We start from the raw sequence: 15,535 nt of genomic DNA on the forward strand, positions 1-15,535 counted from the left end.
TGTGTAGCAATAATCTTATGAGTGTATCCCGGTTTATCAACAGCGCCTAGCTGGCCTACACTACTGGCATCGTTTGTCTATCAATGGAGCCTTTGCGTATGTCTAACTCTTTATCTCAGTGGTCGCGCGGTGCGCTGGCAGTCGCCATGACTGCGGGCTTGGCAGTCAGTGCTCAGGCGGAACCGCCCACGCAGCAGCAAGAACAAGCGCCGGGCTGGTTTCGCATGATGGTGGGGGAATATGAAGTAACCGCTCTATACGACGGTCACACCGCTATCGACACGTCTCTACTAAAAGGCATGGAGCAAGATGAAATCCTCCGTCATTTAGACGCCCTATTTATTGATGCGGAAAGCGGTATGCAAACCGCCGTCAACGCCTTTCTGATTCATACCGGCGATAACTTGGTGCTAGTGGATGCCGGTTCCGCCGCCTGCTTTGGTCCTTCACTGGGCCAGGTAGAGAGCAACCTGCGTGCTTCTGGCTACTCGCCTGACGATGTCGATACAGTGCTAATGACCCATCTGCACCCTGACCACGTGTGTGGTTTGGCGAATGAGGCGGGCGAAGCGGTTTATCCCAATGCGGAGCTGCGTGCCAGCCAAGCCGATGTTGATTTTTGGCTGGATGAGGAGCGTGCGGCGGCAGCGCCTGAATCTGCCCAGGCCTTCTTTACCATGGCCCAAGACGCGGTAGCGCCTTATCAGGAGGCTGATCGTTTCAACCCCTTCACTCTCGGGGATGAAGTGTTGATGGGCATTGTTGCCCAAGATACCCATGGACATACGGCAGGGCATTCAAGCTTTATGCTCAACAGCGATGATGACGCCATGCTGGTATGGGGAGACGTCGTCCACAGCTACGGTGTTCAATTTGCTGATCCCAGCGTGGCCATTGAATTTGATTCTGATCCAGAACAGGCCATTCGCACGCGAGAAAACGCGCTCGAAAGCGCCGTTGAAGATGAACACTGGGTCGCTGGCGCGCACATGCCATTCCCCGGAATTGGCCATATCGTAAAAGATGAAGAGGGCTATCGCTGGCTGCCGGTTGAATTTGGCCCGGTAACCACCGACGAATAATGTAATTATTGCCTTAGAAATAACCAATAGTAAGGAATTAACATGAAGTCACGCGCAGCTATTGCACTGGAAGCGGGTAAGCCGCTAGAGCTAGTTGAGATTGATGTGGAAGGCCCGAAAGCCGGTGAAGTATTGGTTAAAATGGCCGCCACTAGCGTTTGTCATACTGATGCTTACACGCTTTCTGGTGCTGACCCCGAAGGCAATTTTCCTGCCGTGCTGGGCCATGAGGGCGCTGGCGTGGTGCAAGAAGTTGGTGAGGGCGTTACGAGTCTTAAGCCGGGCGACCACGTTATCCCACTGTATACTGCAGAATGTGGCAAGTGTAAGTTCTGCTTATCGGGCAAAACCAATTTGTGTGGCAGCGTGCGCGCTACCCAGGGCAAAGGCGTGATGCCGGACGGCACCTCGCGCTTCTCGCTAGACGGTAAGATGCTTCACCATTACATGGGTACCTCCACGTTTAGCGAGTACACCGTACTGCCTGAAGTATCGCTGGCGGTGGTGTCGAAAGAAGCCCCGATGGATAAAATCTGCCTGCTAGGCTGCGGCGTGACGACCGGTATCGGTGCGGTGCTCAATACCGCCAAAGTAGAGCCGGGTTCCACGGTGGCGATATTTGGCCTGGGTGCGATTGGTTTAGCCGCTATTCAGGGCTCCGTGATGGCGAAAGCGTCGCGTATTATTGCCATTGATATTAACCCGGATAAATTCGAGCTAGCCAAGCAGTTTGGCGCGACCGACTTTGTTAACCCTAAAGACTATTCAGACCCCATTCAGCAGGTCATTGTTGACCTTACCGACGGTGGCGTTGACTATTCCTTCGAGTGTATCGGCAACGTTAACGTCATGCGTTCGGCTCTTGAGTGCTGTCACAAAGGCTGGGGTGAATCAATCATCATTGGGGTTGCCGGTGCGGGTGAAGAAATCTCGACCCGTCCCTTCCAATTGGTGACTGGACGCGTCTGGAAAGGCTCTGCCTTTGGTGGCGTAAAAGGACGCAGCGAACTGCCGGGCTACGTTGATAGCTACATGAAAGGCGAACTCAACATTGACGATTTCATCACTCAGGATATGCCGTTTGAACAGATCAACGACGCCTTTGATTTGTTGCATGCGGGTAAGAGCATTCGTAGCGTCTTGCATTACTAATCTTGCACTACTAAGCGCGGGATTATTTAGTAGTATAGTGAGTACGTTTAAAACGCGGCAGGGCTGACCTGCCGCGTTTGCTGCATTTAAAGGAACCTGCCCATGAGCATGAGTGAAACTTTAGAACTGGTGTCCGCCAACCGTAGCTTCGGTGGCTGGCATAAGCGCTACCGCCACTACTCCCGTGCGCTGGACTGCGACATGATCTTCGCCGTTTACTTGCCACCTCAGGCGGAAAATGAGCGAGTGCCACTGCTTTGGTGGCTCTCAGGGCTGACCTGCAATGACGAAAACTTTATGCAGAAAGCCGGCGCCCACCGGATCGCTGCTGAGCTAGGGGTGGCGATCGTTTGCCCTGATACTAGCCCACGGGGTACCGATTTGCCCGGCGAGCATGAGCGCTTTGATTTAGGCTCTGGGGCCGGTTTTTACGTCAATGCCACCGAGTCACCATGGAAGTCCCACTATCGCATGTACGACTATGTGATTGAAGAGCTGCCCTCCGTGGTGCGTCAGCATTTTCCGGTCAATGGGCGTGAATCTATCAGCGGACACTCCATGGGTGGGCACGGGGCGCTAATTTTAGCGCTTCGCCACCCCGGGCGTTTCCGTTCAGTATCAGCCTTTTCGCCGGTGGTTAATCCGATCAATTGCCCCTGGGGTCAGCAAGCCTTCAGTACTTATTTAGGCGAGGACACATCGCGCTGGCGCCAGTATGATGCCTGCGAATTGGTCGCCAACGGAGCCTCTCGTCAACGTCTGTTTATCGATCAGGGGGAGGCCGATCAGTTCCTGGAGGAACAGCTACAGCCTGAACGCCTAGAGGCTGTATGTGAGGAGCACGATCATCCGCTGACGCTGCGTCGTCAGCCAGGCTACGATCACAGCTACTTCTTTATCGCCTCGTTCATCGAGGACCATCTGCGTTATCATGCAGACCACCTCTTGAAGCGTTAATAAGGATAACGAAATGCTCAATCGCTCGCTGCGCCGGTTTATGCGTCTACTATGGCGTGTTGTTTGGCGTGGCGTGCTGGCGTTTGTACTTTTTTCTGTCGCGTTGGTACTACTGTTTCGCGCCGTGCCTCCACCGGGGTCGATGGTGATGGTTGAGCGCAAAGTTCAGAGTTGGATTTACAGCGAGCCAATTAACATACAGCGAACATGGCGTAGTTGGGATTCTCTTTCGGCAAATGCCAAGTTAGCCGTGATTGCAGCAGAGGATCAGCGCTTTCCACACCACGGTGGATTTGACCTTGTCGAGTTGCGGCGTGCTTGGGAGGCCAGTCGAGACGGAGGGCGGTTGCGCGGAGCCAGCACCCTTAGCCAACAAACCGCGAAGAACGTTTTCTTATGGACGGGCCGTAGCTGGACGCGTAAAGGCTTAGAGGCATGGTTTACACTGCTTATTGAGGTGCTGTGGAGCAAGCAGCGTATTCTAGAAATTTACCTCAATGTGGCCGAATGGGACAGGGGGGTGTTCGGCATCGAAGCAGCGGCCCAGCATTACTTTGGCGCTTCTTCCGACGCGTTGACTGAGCGTCAAGCGAGCCTGCTGGCGGCGATTTTGCCCAGCCCGCTGACGCGTAGTGCGGCACGTCCCGATGCTCAGGTGGAGCGTCGAAGCCAATGGATACGTCAGCAAATGCGTAATTTAGGCGGGGCTGGTTTTTTGCAACAGCTATAGCCGTTTTATTCACGCTAGTCGTATTTAGCGTCGTCAATCTCTGCCAGCGCTTCCAGATTCGGGTAGCTAAAGTAATAACCCTGCTGCATGGGTATGCCCAGCCCAAGCAAGCAGCGCGACTCCTCACGGGTTTCAATCCCTTCGGCAATCAACTGTGTGCCTAGCGTGTCTGCCAGCGCTACCAAGCTGCGCAAAATGGCTTGGCGGCGTTTATCGCTATCGCAGCCCACGATTAAATCGCGGTCAATTTTAAGCGTATCAGGGCGTAGGTCGGTCAATAGATCAAGGTTGGCATAGCCATTACCAAAGTCATCTAGCGAAGTGGTAAAGCCCATTTCTCGGTAGCTTTCAATAATCGAACGCATATGCGTGCGGTCATCGACACGCTCGGTTTCGGTGATTTCGAAATTGAGCCGGTGGGCGGGCCAGCCTACTCGTCGCGATGTGTCCAAGGTAGCCTGAATGCACGCTTCTGGCTCGTAGACCGCATTGGGCAGAAAGTTGATAGACAGCCGTTCCTGCATGCCCAGCTCACTAGCAAGCTCAATCGCTTTAATACGGCAGGCCTGATCAAAGCGGTAGAGTAAATCCGGGGTGACCTTTTCAAGGATAGAAAAGGCGGACTCACCCTTAGGACCGCGCACCAACGCCTCGTAATAAATGATTTTTCGTTGGCTAACATCAACGATAGGTTGAAACGCCATGGTAAATGCAAAAGGTACCGGTGAATCGCAGCGGTTACAGCGGTCGTTCACTCTGGCACAGTGGTGTTGTGCTGACATGTTTATCCAAACCTTGGTCTACAAATATCGTTATCGTTCAGTCGCCTTATAGGCGGGTTTTCGAATAACCATCACCACCCCAGTGATGGCGACCAACATCCCCACAAGCCCTAGCCAGGGAAGACGCTCGTCAAATAGCCACCACGCTTGAAGCGCCGTGACCGGTGGCACAAGATAAAAAAGGCTCGCGACCCGCGAGGCTTCCCCCTTTTTAATCAAGGCCATGAGTAACAGGATAGCGGCAATCGAGAGAATCAACACCAGCCAGCCAAGCGTCAGTGCAAACGTGATGCTCCATTCCACCTGACGAGTCTCAAACAGCAGTGCGCCACTTCCGACGAGCATTGCCGCAGCCAAGTATTGAATAACCGCGCCAGATAGCAGTGGCATACGGGTGCAAAAGCGTTTTTGATACAGCGTGCCCAAGGAAATGCCCACTAAGGCGGCCATCACACACAGCAGTGCACTAATGCCGAAGCCATCAAAGAGCGTGTTACCTATGTCTAGCTGGCTACCGAGTACCAAGCTGATGCCGATGAGTCCCAAGGCCAGCCCCAACCATTGACGCCATGACAGTTTTTCACCCAGTAACGGGCCCGCTAAGGCCGCCGTTACTAGCGGCTGAAGCCCGACAAGCAACGCTGCTAGTCCCGCAGGCATTCCCAAGTCAATGCTATAAAAAACACCGCTCAAGTAGCCGCCATGGACTAGAAAACCCGATATGGCGATATGTGTCCATAACCTAGGTGATGAAGGCCAGCGGATACGCAAGATGATGACCAGTGGAATTAATAGCAGCAGTGTGAGCACGAAACGAATAAACAAAAACGTAAATGGTTCGGCGTAGGGTAGGCCAAATTTGGCGCCGATAAAGCCGGTGCTCCACAGCAGCACAAAAAGCGTTGGCATGGCCTTAAGCCCGGCTGAAGCTAAATTATCCGAGCTTAGTTGATTGAATAACGGTGTCATACTGATTCCATCATGGCGTGGACCTTTGAATGTTAAGAGGAATAAGCTTCTTTCTGTTACTAACCGTTACATTAAAAATTGAACCTGTTCGGAACAGCTGCGTCACAGTACCCACACTCACAACGCATCATTGAGGTTTTTATTATGCAACGTATGACGGCTCTGTTCTCCGCTGCCCTGCTCGCAACTGGTCTTATGGCGACAACTGCCCACGCCCAGCAAGATCAAGACTCCGCTCAAGATCCAATGGCAACTCAGCAAGCCGCTCCCGCCCAGGATTTTTCTGACGATCAGCTCCAGCAGTTTGCCGATGCTTCTCAAGAAATCGCCGTTATTTCTCAAGAATATACGCAGCGTCTGCAGGAAGCAGAAGATGAATCTGCGCAGCAGGAAGTGCGCGCCGAAGCTAACGACCGCATGATTGAAGTTGTCGAAGATAGCGGTCTTGATGTCGATACCTTTAACGCTATTGGCCAGTCCATTCAGCAAGATCCCGAAATGATGCAGCGTGTGCAAGAAATGGCGAGCCAATCCTAAGCTGTGCTGTTACTATCGGCTGAAACTGTTAGTTATTTAATCAGCTAACATTCGTGTTAGCGTGGTTTCGGCCACTTAAAGCCCGGCACACCTAGTGCCGGGCTTTTTTGCGGGTAGTCATTTAATTATGCGTGCGGGGTTTACGTCGCCCCGTCGCCCCGCCACACTTCAATTCATGTATTGATCGGCAAGCCCTAGGAGGCGCCATGGACGTCGAACTGTTAGAAATACGCCAGCACATGGGGCGGTTCCCTCCCTTCGACGGGTTGTCGGACGACCTTCTTGATGCGATTGCCGAGCAGGTGGAAGTTAGCTACTTCAAAACCGGCAGTGACATCTTAGTATTCAACGAGACGCTTAATGATTTGTGTTATATACGCAGTGGTGCCGTGGAAGTCTATCGTAGAAACGGAGAGCTTTATAACCGCCTTGGCGAAGGCGACATCTTCGGTCATTTTAGCTTGTTGCGAAGCCATAAAGTGAGTCTTCCCGCAAAGGCGATCGAAGATACCCTGCTGTATTTTATCCCGGATGCGGTCTTTCAGCGGCTGTGCGAAGAAGATGACCATTTTGCAGATTTTGTAGAGCTTGAGCGCCCGCGCCTAGAAACCGTCGCCGAGCAACAAAAGAAATCCAACGATATGATGGTCACGCGGATACGTAAGCTGCTTACTCGCTATCCGTTAATGGTCGAAGCATCCACCAGCGTCCAGCGGGCTGCTCAGCAGATGAGTGAAGCCCAAGCATCTGCCCTGCTGGTATTGAAAGAGGGCAGTGAAAATCCTCGGTTTAGCTTTAAAGATAGCGAAGGCCAAACCTGGCAGATGTGTGGCATTTTAACCGATAGTGATTTTCGTAACCGCGTCGTCGCCGAAGGTCGCTCGCCGCAAACCCCAGTAGGCGAGGTAATCTCCTCACGGTTAATTACTGTTCAATCGGATGCATCTGTGTATGAAGCGATGCTGACCATGCTGCGCAATAATGTTCACCACTTGCCCGTTGTGTATCGCCAACGCCCGGTTGGGGTGGTGCACCTTTCCGACATTATCCGCTATGAAACCCACAGTGGCCTTTATCTTGTCAGCAATATTTTCAATCAATCCAGCACTCAGGGACTGGCGCGCTTAGCTCCCGACGTGCGCGCGGCGTTTGTGCGGATGGTGCAAGAGGGCGCTAACTCGCAGATGGTGGGCAGTGCACTTTCAACGATCGGGCGCAGCTTTACACGACGCCTGTTGGAAATGGCTGAAGCGGAGTTGGGGCCGCCTCCGGTTCCTTATTGCTTTATGGTCAATGGCTCCATGGCGCGCAATGAACAGAGCATTGTCACCGACCAAGATCATGCGCTGATCCTCTCCGATGATTTTAACCCTGAGCAGCATGACGATTACTTTTATGCGCTAGCAAAAATTGTCAGCGATGGCCTAGACGCCTGCGGCTACCCTTATTGCAAGGGCGATGTGATGGCGACCAACACTCAGTGGAGGCAACCGCTGCATGTTTGGAAAGGTTATTTTAAGGATTGGATGGCCAACCCCACACCAGAGCGACTACTGCACAGCTCAATTTTCTTTGATCTCGATAGCTGTTATGGCGAAGACCACTACGTGGAAACGCTACAAGATCTGATTGCTGAAACAGCCCCTAAGTCGCCACTATTTTTAGCCGCCATGGCGCGCAATGCCCTGAACCGCACTCCGCCGCTGGGATTTTTCCGTACTTTCGTGATGGAGAAGGACGGGAAGCATAACAACTCAATCAACCTAAAGCGCCGGGGTACCGCGCCGATGGTTGATTTGGTGCGTATCCATGCCTTGGCTTGCGGCTCCAAAACACAGAACTCTTTCCAGCGTTTGAATGACATTGGCAAAACCCAGCTATTGGCGACTGGCATGAGTGACAAGCTCAGTTACGCCTTTGAGTTCTTATGCATGTCGCGGCTGCGTCATCAAATGATTGACCTACAAGAGGATCGCCAACCGGATAACAATATCGAACCGGAAGACGTTGAGGATAGCGAGCGGCACACACTAAAAGACGCTTTCCAGGTACTCAGCAATGCCCAAAAGTTTTTAAAATTCCGCTATCCTATGCCTGCTCAACGGCAGGGACTTTAAAATGCGCGGTATACGTCCACGCCAAAAAATAACCCAGGCCGACTGGACGGGTTATATGCAACAGCGGGCCCAACAGGCGCATAATCCGGCTATTCAGCGGTTTTTTGATACACCATTACCACACCCCGAGACCCCCATTGCCGAGGTGCCTATGGTGGCGCTGGATATGGAAACCACGGGGCTCGATGAGCGGCGTCATGCGATTGTGAGTATTGGCCTAGTGCCTTTTACGCTCCAACGCATTAAGCTTGCTGAACGACGCTACTGGGTGCTGAACCCGCCCAGGCCCTTAGACGAAGCCTCAATTGCCTACCACCATATTACCCATTCAGAAATCGCCGAGGCGCCGGACCTAGAAGAGATATTGGATGATGTCTTGGCACAGCTTGCCGGTCGCTTGGTCGTGGTTCATTTTCGCAATATTGAACGACCCTTTTTAGACGCCGCCGTTAAGGCACGTCGTGGCGAAGGGGTGCTGTTTCCGATGATTGATACCATGTCGCTTGAAGCAAGGTTGCATCGCCAAACGCTATGGGCGCGCTTTCGTCGTTGGCTGGGTCGCCCACCGGTTTCCATCCGTCTCCACTCGAGCCGCGAACGCTACGGCCTGCCTGGTTATCAAGGGCATCATGCCCTGGTCGATGCCCTGGCGACCGCAGAGTTATTACAGGCGCAGATTGCGACTCATTACCGACCCGATACGCCATTGAAAGATATATGGTGTTGAAGACCGTCTAGCAACATACCAACGAAAAACGGGCAACCCATTGGGTTGCCCGTTTTGTTTGCTAGCGAGACTTGACGCAGTGTTTAGACTGCTTTTGGCTCGCTCATCAACCCTTTGATAATGGCGTAGCAGGCCACCAGCAAAATGATCGTGAACGGGAAGCCGGTCGAGACCGCCATGGTTTGTAGCGCAGTTAGACCACCGCCTAATAGCAATGCAATGGCAATCGCGCCTTCAATGATCGCCCAGAACACGCGCTGTGGCTTCGGCGCATCAACCTTACCGCCTGCGGTAATTGAGTCGATGACCAGCGAGCCCGAGTCAGAGGAGGTCACAAAGAAGATGATCACCAACACAATCGCTACAAAAGAGGTGATTTGTGACAGTGGCAGCTGTTCTAGCATAACGAATAGCTGCAGATCGACGCCCGCATCACGTACGGCTTCAATACCCTGGCTGACGTATTGATCAATCGCGGTACCACCGAAAGTGGTCATCCACAAAACCGACACGAAAAAGGGAACCAGCATGACGGATATTAGGAACTCGCGCACCGTGCGACCCCGCGATACCCGGGCAATAAACATACCAACGTAAGGAGACCAGGAGATCCACCATGCCCAATAAAAGGCCGTCCAGCCTTGGCTGAAGTTGGCGTCTTCGCGGCCAAAAGGATTGGATAGCGCTGGCAGATGAACCGCATAGCTCCACAAGTTCTCAAAGAAGCCGGTAGCGATGAGTAGGGTAGGGCCAACCGCAATCACAAAAAACAGCAGCAGCGCTGCCATAGCGATGTTGATTTTTGACAGCAGCTGAACACCCTTATCAACGCCGGCTAGAATCGAGCCAATCGCGATGACCGTAATACCAACGATCAATAGGATCATGGTGATATCACTTTCCGGTGCGTCGAACAGGTAGGTTAGACCTGCTGCAGCCTGAGTGGCACCTAGTCCTAATGAGGTAGCTAAACCAAATAGCGTGGCAAAAACAGCAAGAATATCAATGATATGACCTGGCCATCCCCAGACGCGCTCACCCAATATGGGGTAGAAAACCGAACGCATGGAAAGTGGCAGGCCTTTATTGAAGGAAAACAGCGCTAATGAAAGCGCTACCACGGCGTAAATCGCCCAAGGGTGAAGGCCCCAGTGGAAGATAGTTGCCGCCATAGCCAGCGCTGCTGCGCCTGCTTCATCGCCTTCCGCGCCCGCCAGCGGTGCCCAGCTGCCGCCATCGAACGAGGTACCAAAGTGGGTCAGAGGCTCATTGACACCGAAAAACATCAGGCCAATGCCCATGCCCGCCGCAAACAGCATTGAAAACCAACCGATGTAGGTGAAATCGGGTTTGGCATTGGCGCCACCAATGCGAATTTTACCGAGCGGGGAAAAGATCAGGCCAATACACAAAATGACGAAGACATTCGCCGCTAAGATAAAGAACCACGATAGATTCACAGTTAAAAAGCTGAAAATAGCATCATAGATCGGTGAGATAGTGTCTTGCAGCGCCAGCGTTAACACCACAAACAGCAGTACGATGATTGCCGAAATGCTAAATACCTTGCCGTGCAGGTCAAGATTGAGACCCATGGCATTGGTGGTGATGTTGTCCTGACCGATTACATAATCGGTATCAATCAAATTCGCTGCACCTTCAGGGGCGGGGATACCCTCTGAAGGAGCTGAGTCATCCGGTGAAGGATTCTGCGGTTTTTTATCCACAAAGTTGCTCCCTTAGCTACTAAAAATAGTGCTTAAAACTAGTTGCAGAACCAGTTTTAGAACCAGTTATTAAAGAATAATTATTAAACATGCGATGCTACTTTACTGGGTTAAACGAAGCAGGAAGACAGAAGCGTCGGTGTGGGTAGCGACTTTGCCGCCATGGGAAGGCATGACAATATCAAGGTGGCGTGGCGGATGTGTTGCCATCATCACCAAGTCAGCCCCTACCTCGTCAACTGCTTTCACTAATAATGAATCAACGTTGGCAATAGGATCCGTCGAGCTATAGACCTTGATGCTGACTGGTTGCCCATGAACCTTATGCCGTTCTTGGGCGAAAGCATCAAGCTTTTGCTCGTACTCCTGAGGAGTGCGAGCAACGCTGGTAGGCGTATTAGCCGTAACGCTGACATAGGTAATATGCGAATCATATTGTTTGGCAAGGTCCGCCACAATGCTCAGCGCGGGTTCAAAGGTGTCTAGATGGGCAAGGTCGACCGGCACCATGATGTTTTTAAACATAGCAAACTCCCAGAATGATCTATCGTGATGGCAGGCCACCATCATAACGTTGATCATATCCGTAGTACTGAATGAGGCCTGAAGAATGAGCTGAGGCGTTGAAACGCCTCAGCTCAGCAATTTACCATCGATAACGGTTGTTTTTTCAACGCTTGTTTAGTTGTTCAGCCATTGCTCTACAACGTCCTGGTTATCTTCAACCCACTGCTGGGCTGTTGCTTGAGGATCGCTGTCATCTTCCTGGTTCATGAGCATGACTTCACCCATTTGCTCTGGGGTCCATTCGAAAGCGTCTAGAATGGCATAAGCTTCCGGCATGTCATCTTCCAGGCCCTGGCGAACAACGGTATGGATCTGCTCGGCACCGCCATAGACATTTTCAGGGTCGTCTAGATATTTAAGATCAAAACGGGCAAACATCCAGTGCGGCGTCCAGCCGGTCACAACAATATCTTCTTCATTGTTGATGGCACTGGATAACGCTGCCGTCATCGTCGCACCACTGCCACTACGCAGATTTAATTCAAGGTCATAGGTATCGACAACTTCTTCGGACAGCGACATCAGGCCTGCACCGGGATCAATACCGATGATCTCGCCATTAAAGCTATCGGCGTTATCATTTAGTTCAGCGATAGAGTCAACGTCGGTGTACTCCGGAACGACCAAGCCAAGCTTGGTACCGTCAAGGTTAGGCCCGAGATCCTCAACCTTATCGCCCACGCGTTCCATGTAGTTAGCGTGGGTACTGGGCAGCCAGGCGGCGACGATAGCATCTGCATCGCCAGTAGAGAGCGCTTGGAACATGGCGGCTGCGGAGAGTGACGTTAGATCAACCTCGTAGCCGGCCTGCTCAAGTACCGCGGCAATGACATTGGTAGAGGCAACTTCTGATGACCATTCGACGTAGGCTAGATTAATCGTTCCCTTCTCTTCTTCGGCTTGCGCCGCGCTGCTAACGGCTACGCCAGCGCCAGCTAATAATGCCAGTGAGGCGAGACGAATGCGGAGATTCAATGTGCGATGTTTCATTCACTTACTCCCTTGGGTATAAATCTTTAATGCAGTTGCTCGTTATTAACTAACACATCATGGATAGCAATAAACGACTTAGCAAGTGCCTGGCTCAACTCAATGGCTCAGGCTGTTTTATCTTAGCGGCGTGTTTTGCGCAGCGATTGGGTCAGACGATCCAGCAGCATTGCCAAAATAACCACCGCGATGCCTGCTTCAAAGCCATCGCCTGGGCGCAGGCGTTGAATAGCGCGCCAGACTTCACTGCCTAGCCCATCGGCACCGATCATGGCCGCAATAACCACCATCGAAAGGGCTAGCATAATGGTCTGGTTGATACCCGCCATCACCGTAGGCAATGATAAAGGTAGCTGCACTTTAAACAGCTTTTGAGTTCGGTTAGCGCCATACGCATCGGCTGCTTCGATGAGTTCAACCGGTACCTGGCGAATGCCTAGGGTGGTAAAACGAATAGCCGGCGGCATGGAGAAAATTACCGTGGCGAAAATCGCTGACACCGAACCGATGCCAAAAAACGGAATAGCGGGAATCAAATACACGAAAGCAGGCATGGTCTGCATGAAATCGAGTACCGGCATGATCAATCGGTAGAGTTTCTCGGACAGAGCCGCCGCTATACCTACCGGCATAGCAATAACCACGGCCACCATCGTGGCAAACACCACCAGTGTGAGCGTTTCAATCATGGGCTCCCACAGGCCCAGGTTCCAAATTAATGCCAAGCCCGCGATAGACCCAATGGCTAAGCGAATGCCGCCTAGCCGCCAACATAGCAGAGCAATTAAGCCCAGTAGTGCCCACTCCGGTAGCCAAAACAGGGCGCTGTTTAACACATCAATGCCCGTTTGGGTGAAACGAGAAATGCCGCGAGTGACGACTGAGTATTCGCTGGTGAGCCAGGTAAGGCCGCTCTCGATCCAGTCACCGAGAGGAATACGTATGATATCCATTATTTTTCTCCTGCCCGTGCCAGTTGATCCAAAACGGCGCCTTTGACCACTACACCCAGTAGACGCTGTTGTTCGTCGATCACGGCGATGGGAAAGCCTTTTTCACTAAACATCGCAAAGAGGTTGTGCAACGGCTCCTCCGGTGGGACCTTGCGAAAGTCCTGGGTAAGGTAATCGGTAATGGTATCCGCACCGTCTTCCATCGCTTGACTGGCGCTGTCTACTTCAAGCAGCCCAAGCAGATTACGGTCGCGGTCTGTCACGTAGATGGAATCAATGCTGTGTTCGCGCATGCGGTGAAGTGCAGTACGCGGACCATCGCCTTCTCGTGCAGTAGTGCGGACTGGCCGCATAGCGCTTTCGGCGGTAAGGATACGCGAGCGGTCAACGCCTTCGATAAAGCGACGTACGTAGTCGTCGGCAGGGTTGGTTAGGATGTCTTCAGGAGTGCCGATTTGCACCACTTCACCATCTTTCAGCAGCACAATGCGGTCGCCAATATTCAACGCTTCGTCTAGATCGTGGGTGATAAAGACGGTTGTTTTCTGCATTCTCGACTGCAGCTCAAGCAGTTCTTGCTGCATGTCTTTGCGAATCAATGGGTCAAGTGCCGAAAACGCTTCATCTAACAACAACACGCTTGCGTCATTTGCCAGGGCGCGGGCCAAGCCAACGCGCTGTTGCATGCCGCCGGAAAGCTGGTTCGGGTAGGCATCTTCCCAACCTTCCAAACCTACCTGGGTGAGTGTCTCATGAGCAATTTTATACCGCTCAGCAGGGTCGACACCGCGAATTTCCAGACCAAACTCAACGTTTTTCTGCACGGTGCGATGGGGAAACAGAGCAAAGTTCTGAAACACCATGGAGAAGTGGCGGCGACGGCATTCGAGCAGCGCCTTTTCACTCAGCGTCGGGATATTCTCATCGTCGATGATGATATCGCCTTCCGTGGTGTCGATTAAGCGGTTCAAACAGCGGATTAACGTGGACTTTCCTGAGCCAGATAGGCCCATGATGACCAGTAGTTCGCCTTCATAAACATCGAAGGAAATATTCGAAAGACCGAGCGTTTGGCCCGTTTTTTCAAGAATTTCAGGGCGTTTTAGCCCTTGGTCACGTAGTTCAAGCGCTTTCTTAGGTTGTTTGCCAAATACCTTGCTTAAACCACGCACCTTGATTTTAACATTACGTGTTTCGTCCATCGACGATGCCTTTTGGTTGATCAGAATGGAGTTTGCTGCTGTGTACCGGCCAACGGAATATAGCAATCCACGACGATAAAAACAGCTGCAGCGCCCACTCATAATTAAATGTGAGATTGATCCGAAAAATTTATTAAAAATTATTATACATAGGTGGGGTCTGTGTGTCACAACGACCCCTTCAACGGGCCCATTAACGCCACATGTGTCATTTTTTACCCACCTGGCGGTGAAGTGCCAGCACACGAAAAAAAACAACTGATCTCTATATAAGTATGATTTTTAAGTGTTTTTTATATAAATAGATTTCTGGCACAATGATTGCAATGTGTTTATAAATTGGTTTTAAAGGTTGTTTTTTAAGATTTCTTTTCAACGCGATTTTAAAGATACCTGTTATTTATGTATCAAGCTGATCATCAAAAGGATGATTGATGTCATTAGGGTCCAGGATGGGAGGTCGCAAGCATGGATAATCCACGTGTCCACATTGAGCGTAACCGAAAAAGTCAGCGTCCCCGTTGGGTAACGTTGTGCATGATGGCAAGTGTTGCCAGCGTCATTGTTTTAGCTGGCTGCGGCGATAATGAAGAGCTGCCTGATGCACCCGCTGACGAAGCGGCGCCCATAGAGCAGGATCAGGACGCCGCTAATGGTCAAACGTCAGGCATAGAGCAAGAGCCCGCAATAGAAATAGAGCAGGACCCCGGCTTGGAAGGAGATTCAGGCTCGGCAGGTTCAATGACTCAGAGTACCGGTGCCGAGTCTGAAACGCCCATGCCTGAAGATACTATGGACGAACCAGCAGATGGCACCATGAGCCCGGACGATGAGCCTGGGTTTGGGGAAGGCACCGATCCGATGCCAAGCGATGAAGAAAGCAATGATGAGAATGGCGAAGATGAAAGCGTTGATGATGAGTCAACCAGTAGCTAGTTATCCCGTCACTCATGGTGAGAAGTGTTCCCTACGATGGTAAATCGATCCAGCTGTTCGTTCCCTGCGGCTGCTCCACACGGTTTACCATCCTTTCAGCCCCCGCG

15 protein-coding genes are annotated in these 15,535 nt (G+C 51.9%); 8 read left to right on the forward strand and 7 right to left on the reverse strand.

From position 1 onward, the window contains the following. The first annotated feature begins 98 nt into the window (after nt 1–98). The 4 genes from RZA33_RS01525 (at nt 99) to mtgA (ending at nt 3,921) form a co-directional block, all read left to right on the forward strand. Entirely contained in the window at nt 99–1,082 is a 984-nt protein-coding gene (locus RZA33_RS01525) for an MBL fold metallo-hydrolase (protein ID WP_317506080.1), read from the forward strand. Between the two features lie 42 nt (nt 1,083–1,124). Continuing rightward, entirely contained in the window at nt 1,125–2,234 is a 1,110-nt protein-coding gene (locus tag RZA33_RS01530; protein ID WP_317506081.1) for an S-(hydroxymethyl)glutathione dehydrogenase/class III alcohol dehydrogenase, read from the forward strand. A 102-nt stretch (nt 2,235–2,336) separates the two neighbouring features. Further along, nucleotides 2,337–3,191, forward strand: a complete 855-nt coding sequence (gene fghA / locus RZA33_RS01535) for an S-formylglutathione hydrolase (RefSeq protein WP_317506082.1) — start codon at nt 2,337–2,339, stop codon at nt 3,189–3,191. 13 nt (nt 3,192–3,204) lie between these two features. Next, nucleotides 3,205–3,921, forward strand: a complete 717-nt coding sequence (mtgA, locus tag RZA33_RS01540) for a monofunctional biosynthetic peptidoglycan transglycosylase (RefSeq protein WP_317506083.1) — start codon at nt 3,205–3,207, stop codon at nt 3,919–3,921. Between the two features lie 14 nt (nt 3,922–3,935). On the opposite strand, the gene RZA33_RS01545 is transcribed toward mtgA, so the two are convergent. Together RZA33_RS01545 and RZA33_RS01550 are read right to left on the reverse strand one after the other, a co-directional pair. Next, nucleotides 3,936–4,625, reverse strand: a complete 690-nt coding sequence (locus RZA33_RS01545; RefSeq protein ID WP_317506209.1) for an EAL domain-containing protein — start codon at nt 4,623–4,625, stop codon at nt 3,936–3,938. Between the two features lie 108 nt (nt 4,626–4,733). Further along, nucleotides 4,734–5,672 (reverse strand): DMT family transporter, encoded by a 939-nt coding sequence (locus RZA33_RS01550; protein ID WP_317506084.1) that lies wholly within the window; start codon nt 5,670–5,672, stop codon nt 4,734–4,736. A 144-nt stretch (nt 5,673–5,816) separates the two neighbouring features. Between RZA33_RS01550 and RZA33_RS01555 the strand changes: the two genes are divergently transcribed. The 3 genes from RZA33_RS01555 (at nt 5,817) to RZA33_RS01565 (ending at nt 9,053) form a co-directional block, all read left to right on the forward strand. After that, entirely contained in the window at nt 5,817–6,209 is a 393-nt protein-coding gene (locus tag RZA33_RS01555; RefSeq protein WP_317506085.1) for a DUF4168 domain-containing protein, read from the forward strand. Between the two features lie 206 nt (nt 6,210–6,415). Continuing rightward, on the forward strand, nt 6,416–8,326 hold the full coding sequence (locus RZA33_RS01560) for a DUF294 nucleotidyltransferase-like domain-containing protein (RefSeq protein ID WP_317506086.1): 1,911 nt from the start codon (nt 6,416–6,418) through the stop codon (nt 8,324–8,326). 1 nt (nt 8,327) lies between these two features. Beyond that, a complete protein-coding gene (locus RZA33_RS01565; RefSeq protein ID WP_317506087.1) occupies nt 8,328–9,053 on the forward strand; it encodes a 3'-5' exonuclease in 726 nt (241 codons plus the stop codon). An 83-nt stretch (nt 9,054–9,136) separates the two neighbouring features. Here RZA33_RS01565 and RZA33_RS01570 read toward each other — a convergent pair whose 3' ends face one another. The 5 genes from RZA33_RS01570 to RZA33_RS01590 form a co-directional block, all read right to left on the reverse strand. Beyond that, the gene (locus RZA33_RS01570) at nt 9,137–10,780 is read right to left on the reverse strand and encodes a BCCT family transporter (RefSeq protein WP_317506088.1); all 1,644 of its coding nucleotides are present in this window, start codon (nt 10,778–10,780) and stop codon (nt 9,137–9,139) included. A 102-nt stretch (nt 10,781–10,882) separates the two neighbouring features. Next, complete coding sequence (locus RZA33_RS01575) at nt 10,883–11,305, reverse strand: universal stress protein (protein ID WP_317506089.1); 423 nt, start codon at nt 11,303–11,305, stop codon at nt 10,883–10,885. A 156-nt stretch (nt 11,306–11,461) separates the two neighbouring features. Next, nucleotides 11,462–12,337 (reverse strand): glycine betaine ABC transporter substrate-binding protein, encoded by an 876-nt coding sequence (locus RZA33_RS01580; protein ID WP_317506090.1) that lies wholly within the window; start codon nt 12,335–12,337, stop codon nt 11,462–11,464. Between the two features lie 122 nt (nt 12,338–12,459). Continuing rightward, nucleotides 12,460–13,290 (reverse strand): proline/glycine betaine ABC transporter permease, encoded by an 831-nt coding sequence (locus tag RZA33_RS01585; RefSeq protein WP_317506091.1) that lies wholly within the window; start codon nt 13,288–13,290, stop codon nt 12,460–12,462. Then, the gene (locus RZA33_RS01590; RefSeq protein ID WP_317506092.1) at nt 13,290–14,492 is read right to left on the reverse strand and encodes a glycine betaine/L-proline ABC transporter ATP-binding protein; all 1,203 of its coding nucleotides are present in this window, start codon (nt 14,490–14,492) and stop codon (nt 13,290–13,292) included. The genes RZA33_RS01585 and RZA33_RS01590 overlap by 1 nt, the downstream gene beginning before the upstream one ends. 468 nt (nt 14,493–14,960) lie before the next feature. On the opposite strand from RZA33_RS01590, the gene RZA33_RS01595 reads away from it, so the two are divergent. Further along, nucleotides 14,961–15,428 (forward strand): hypothetical protein, encoded by a 468-nt coding sequence (locus tag RZA33_RS01595; protein ID WP_317506093.1) that lies wholly within the window; start codon nt 14,961–14,963, stop codon nt 15,426–15,428. The last annotated feature ends 107 nt before the right edge of the window (nt 15,429–15,535 follow it).

Source organism: Halovibrio sp. HP20-59, assembly GCF_033052795.2.
GTDB lineage: Bacteria > Pseudomonadota > Gammaproteobacteria > Pseudomonadales > Halomonadaceae > Vreelandella.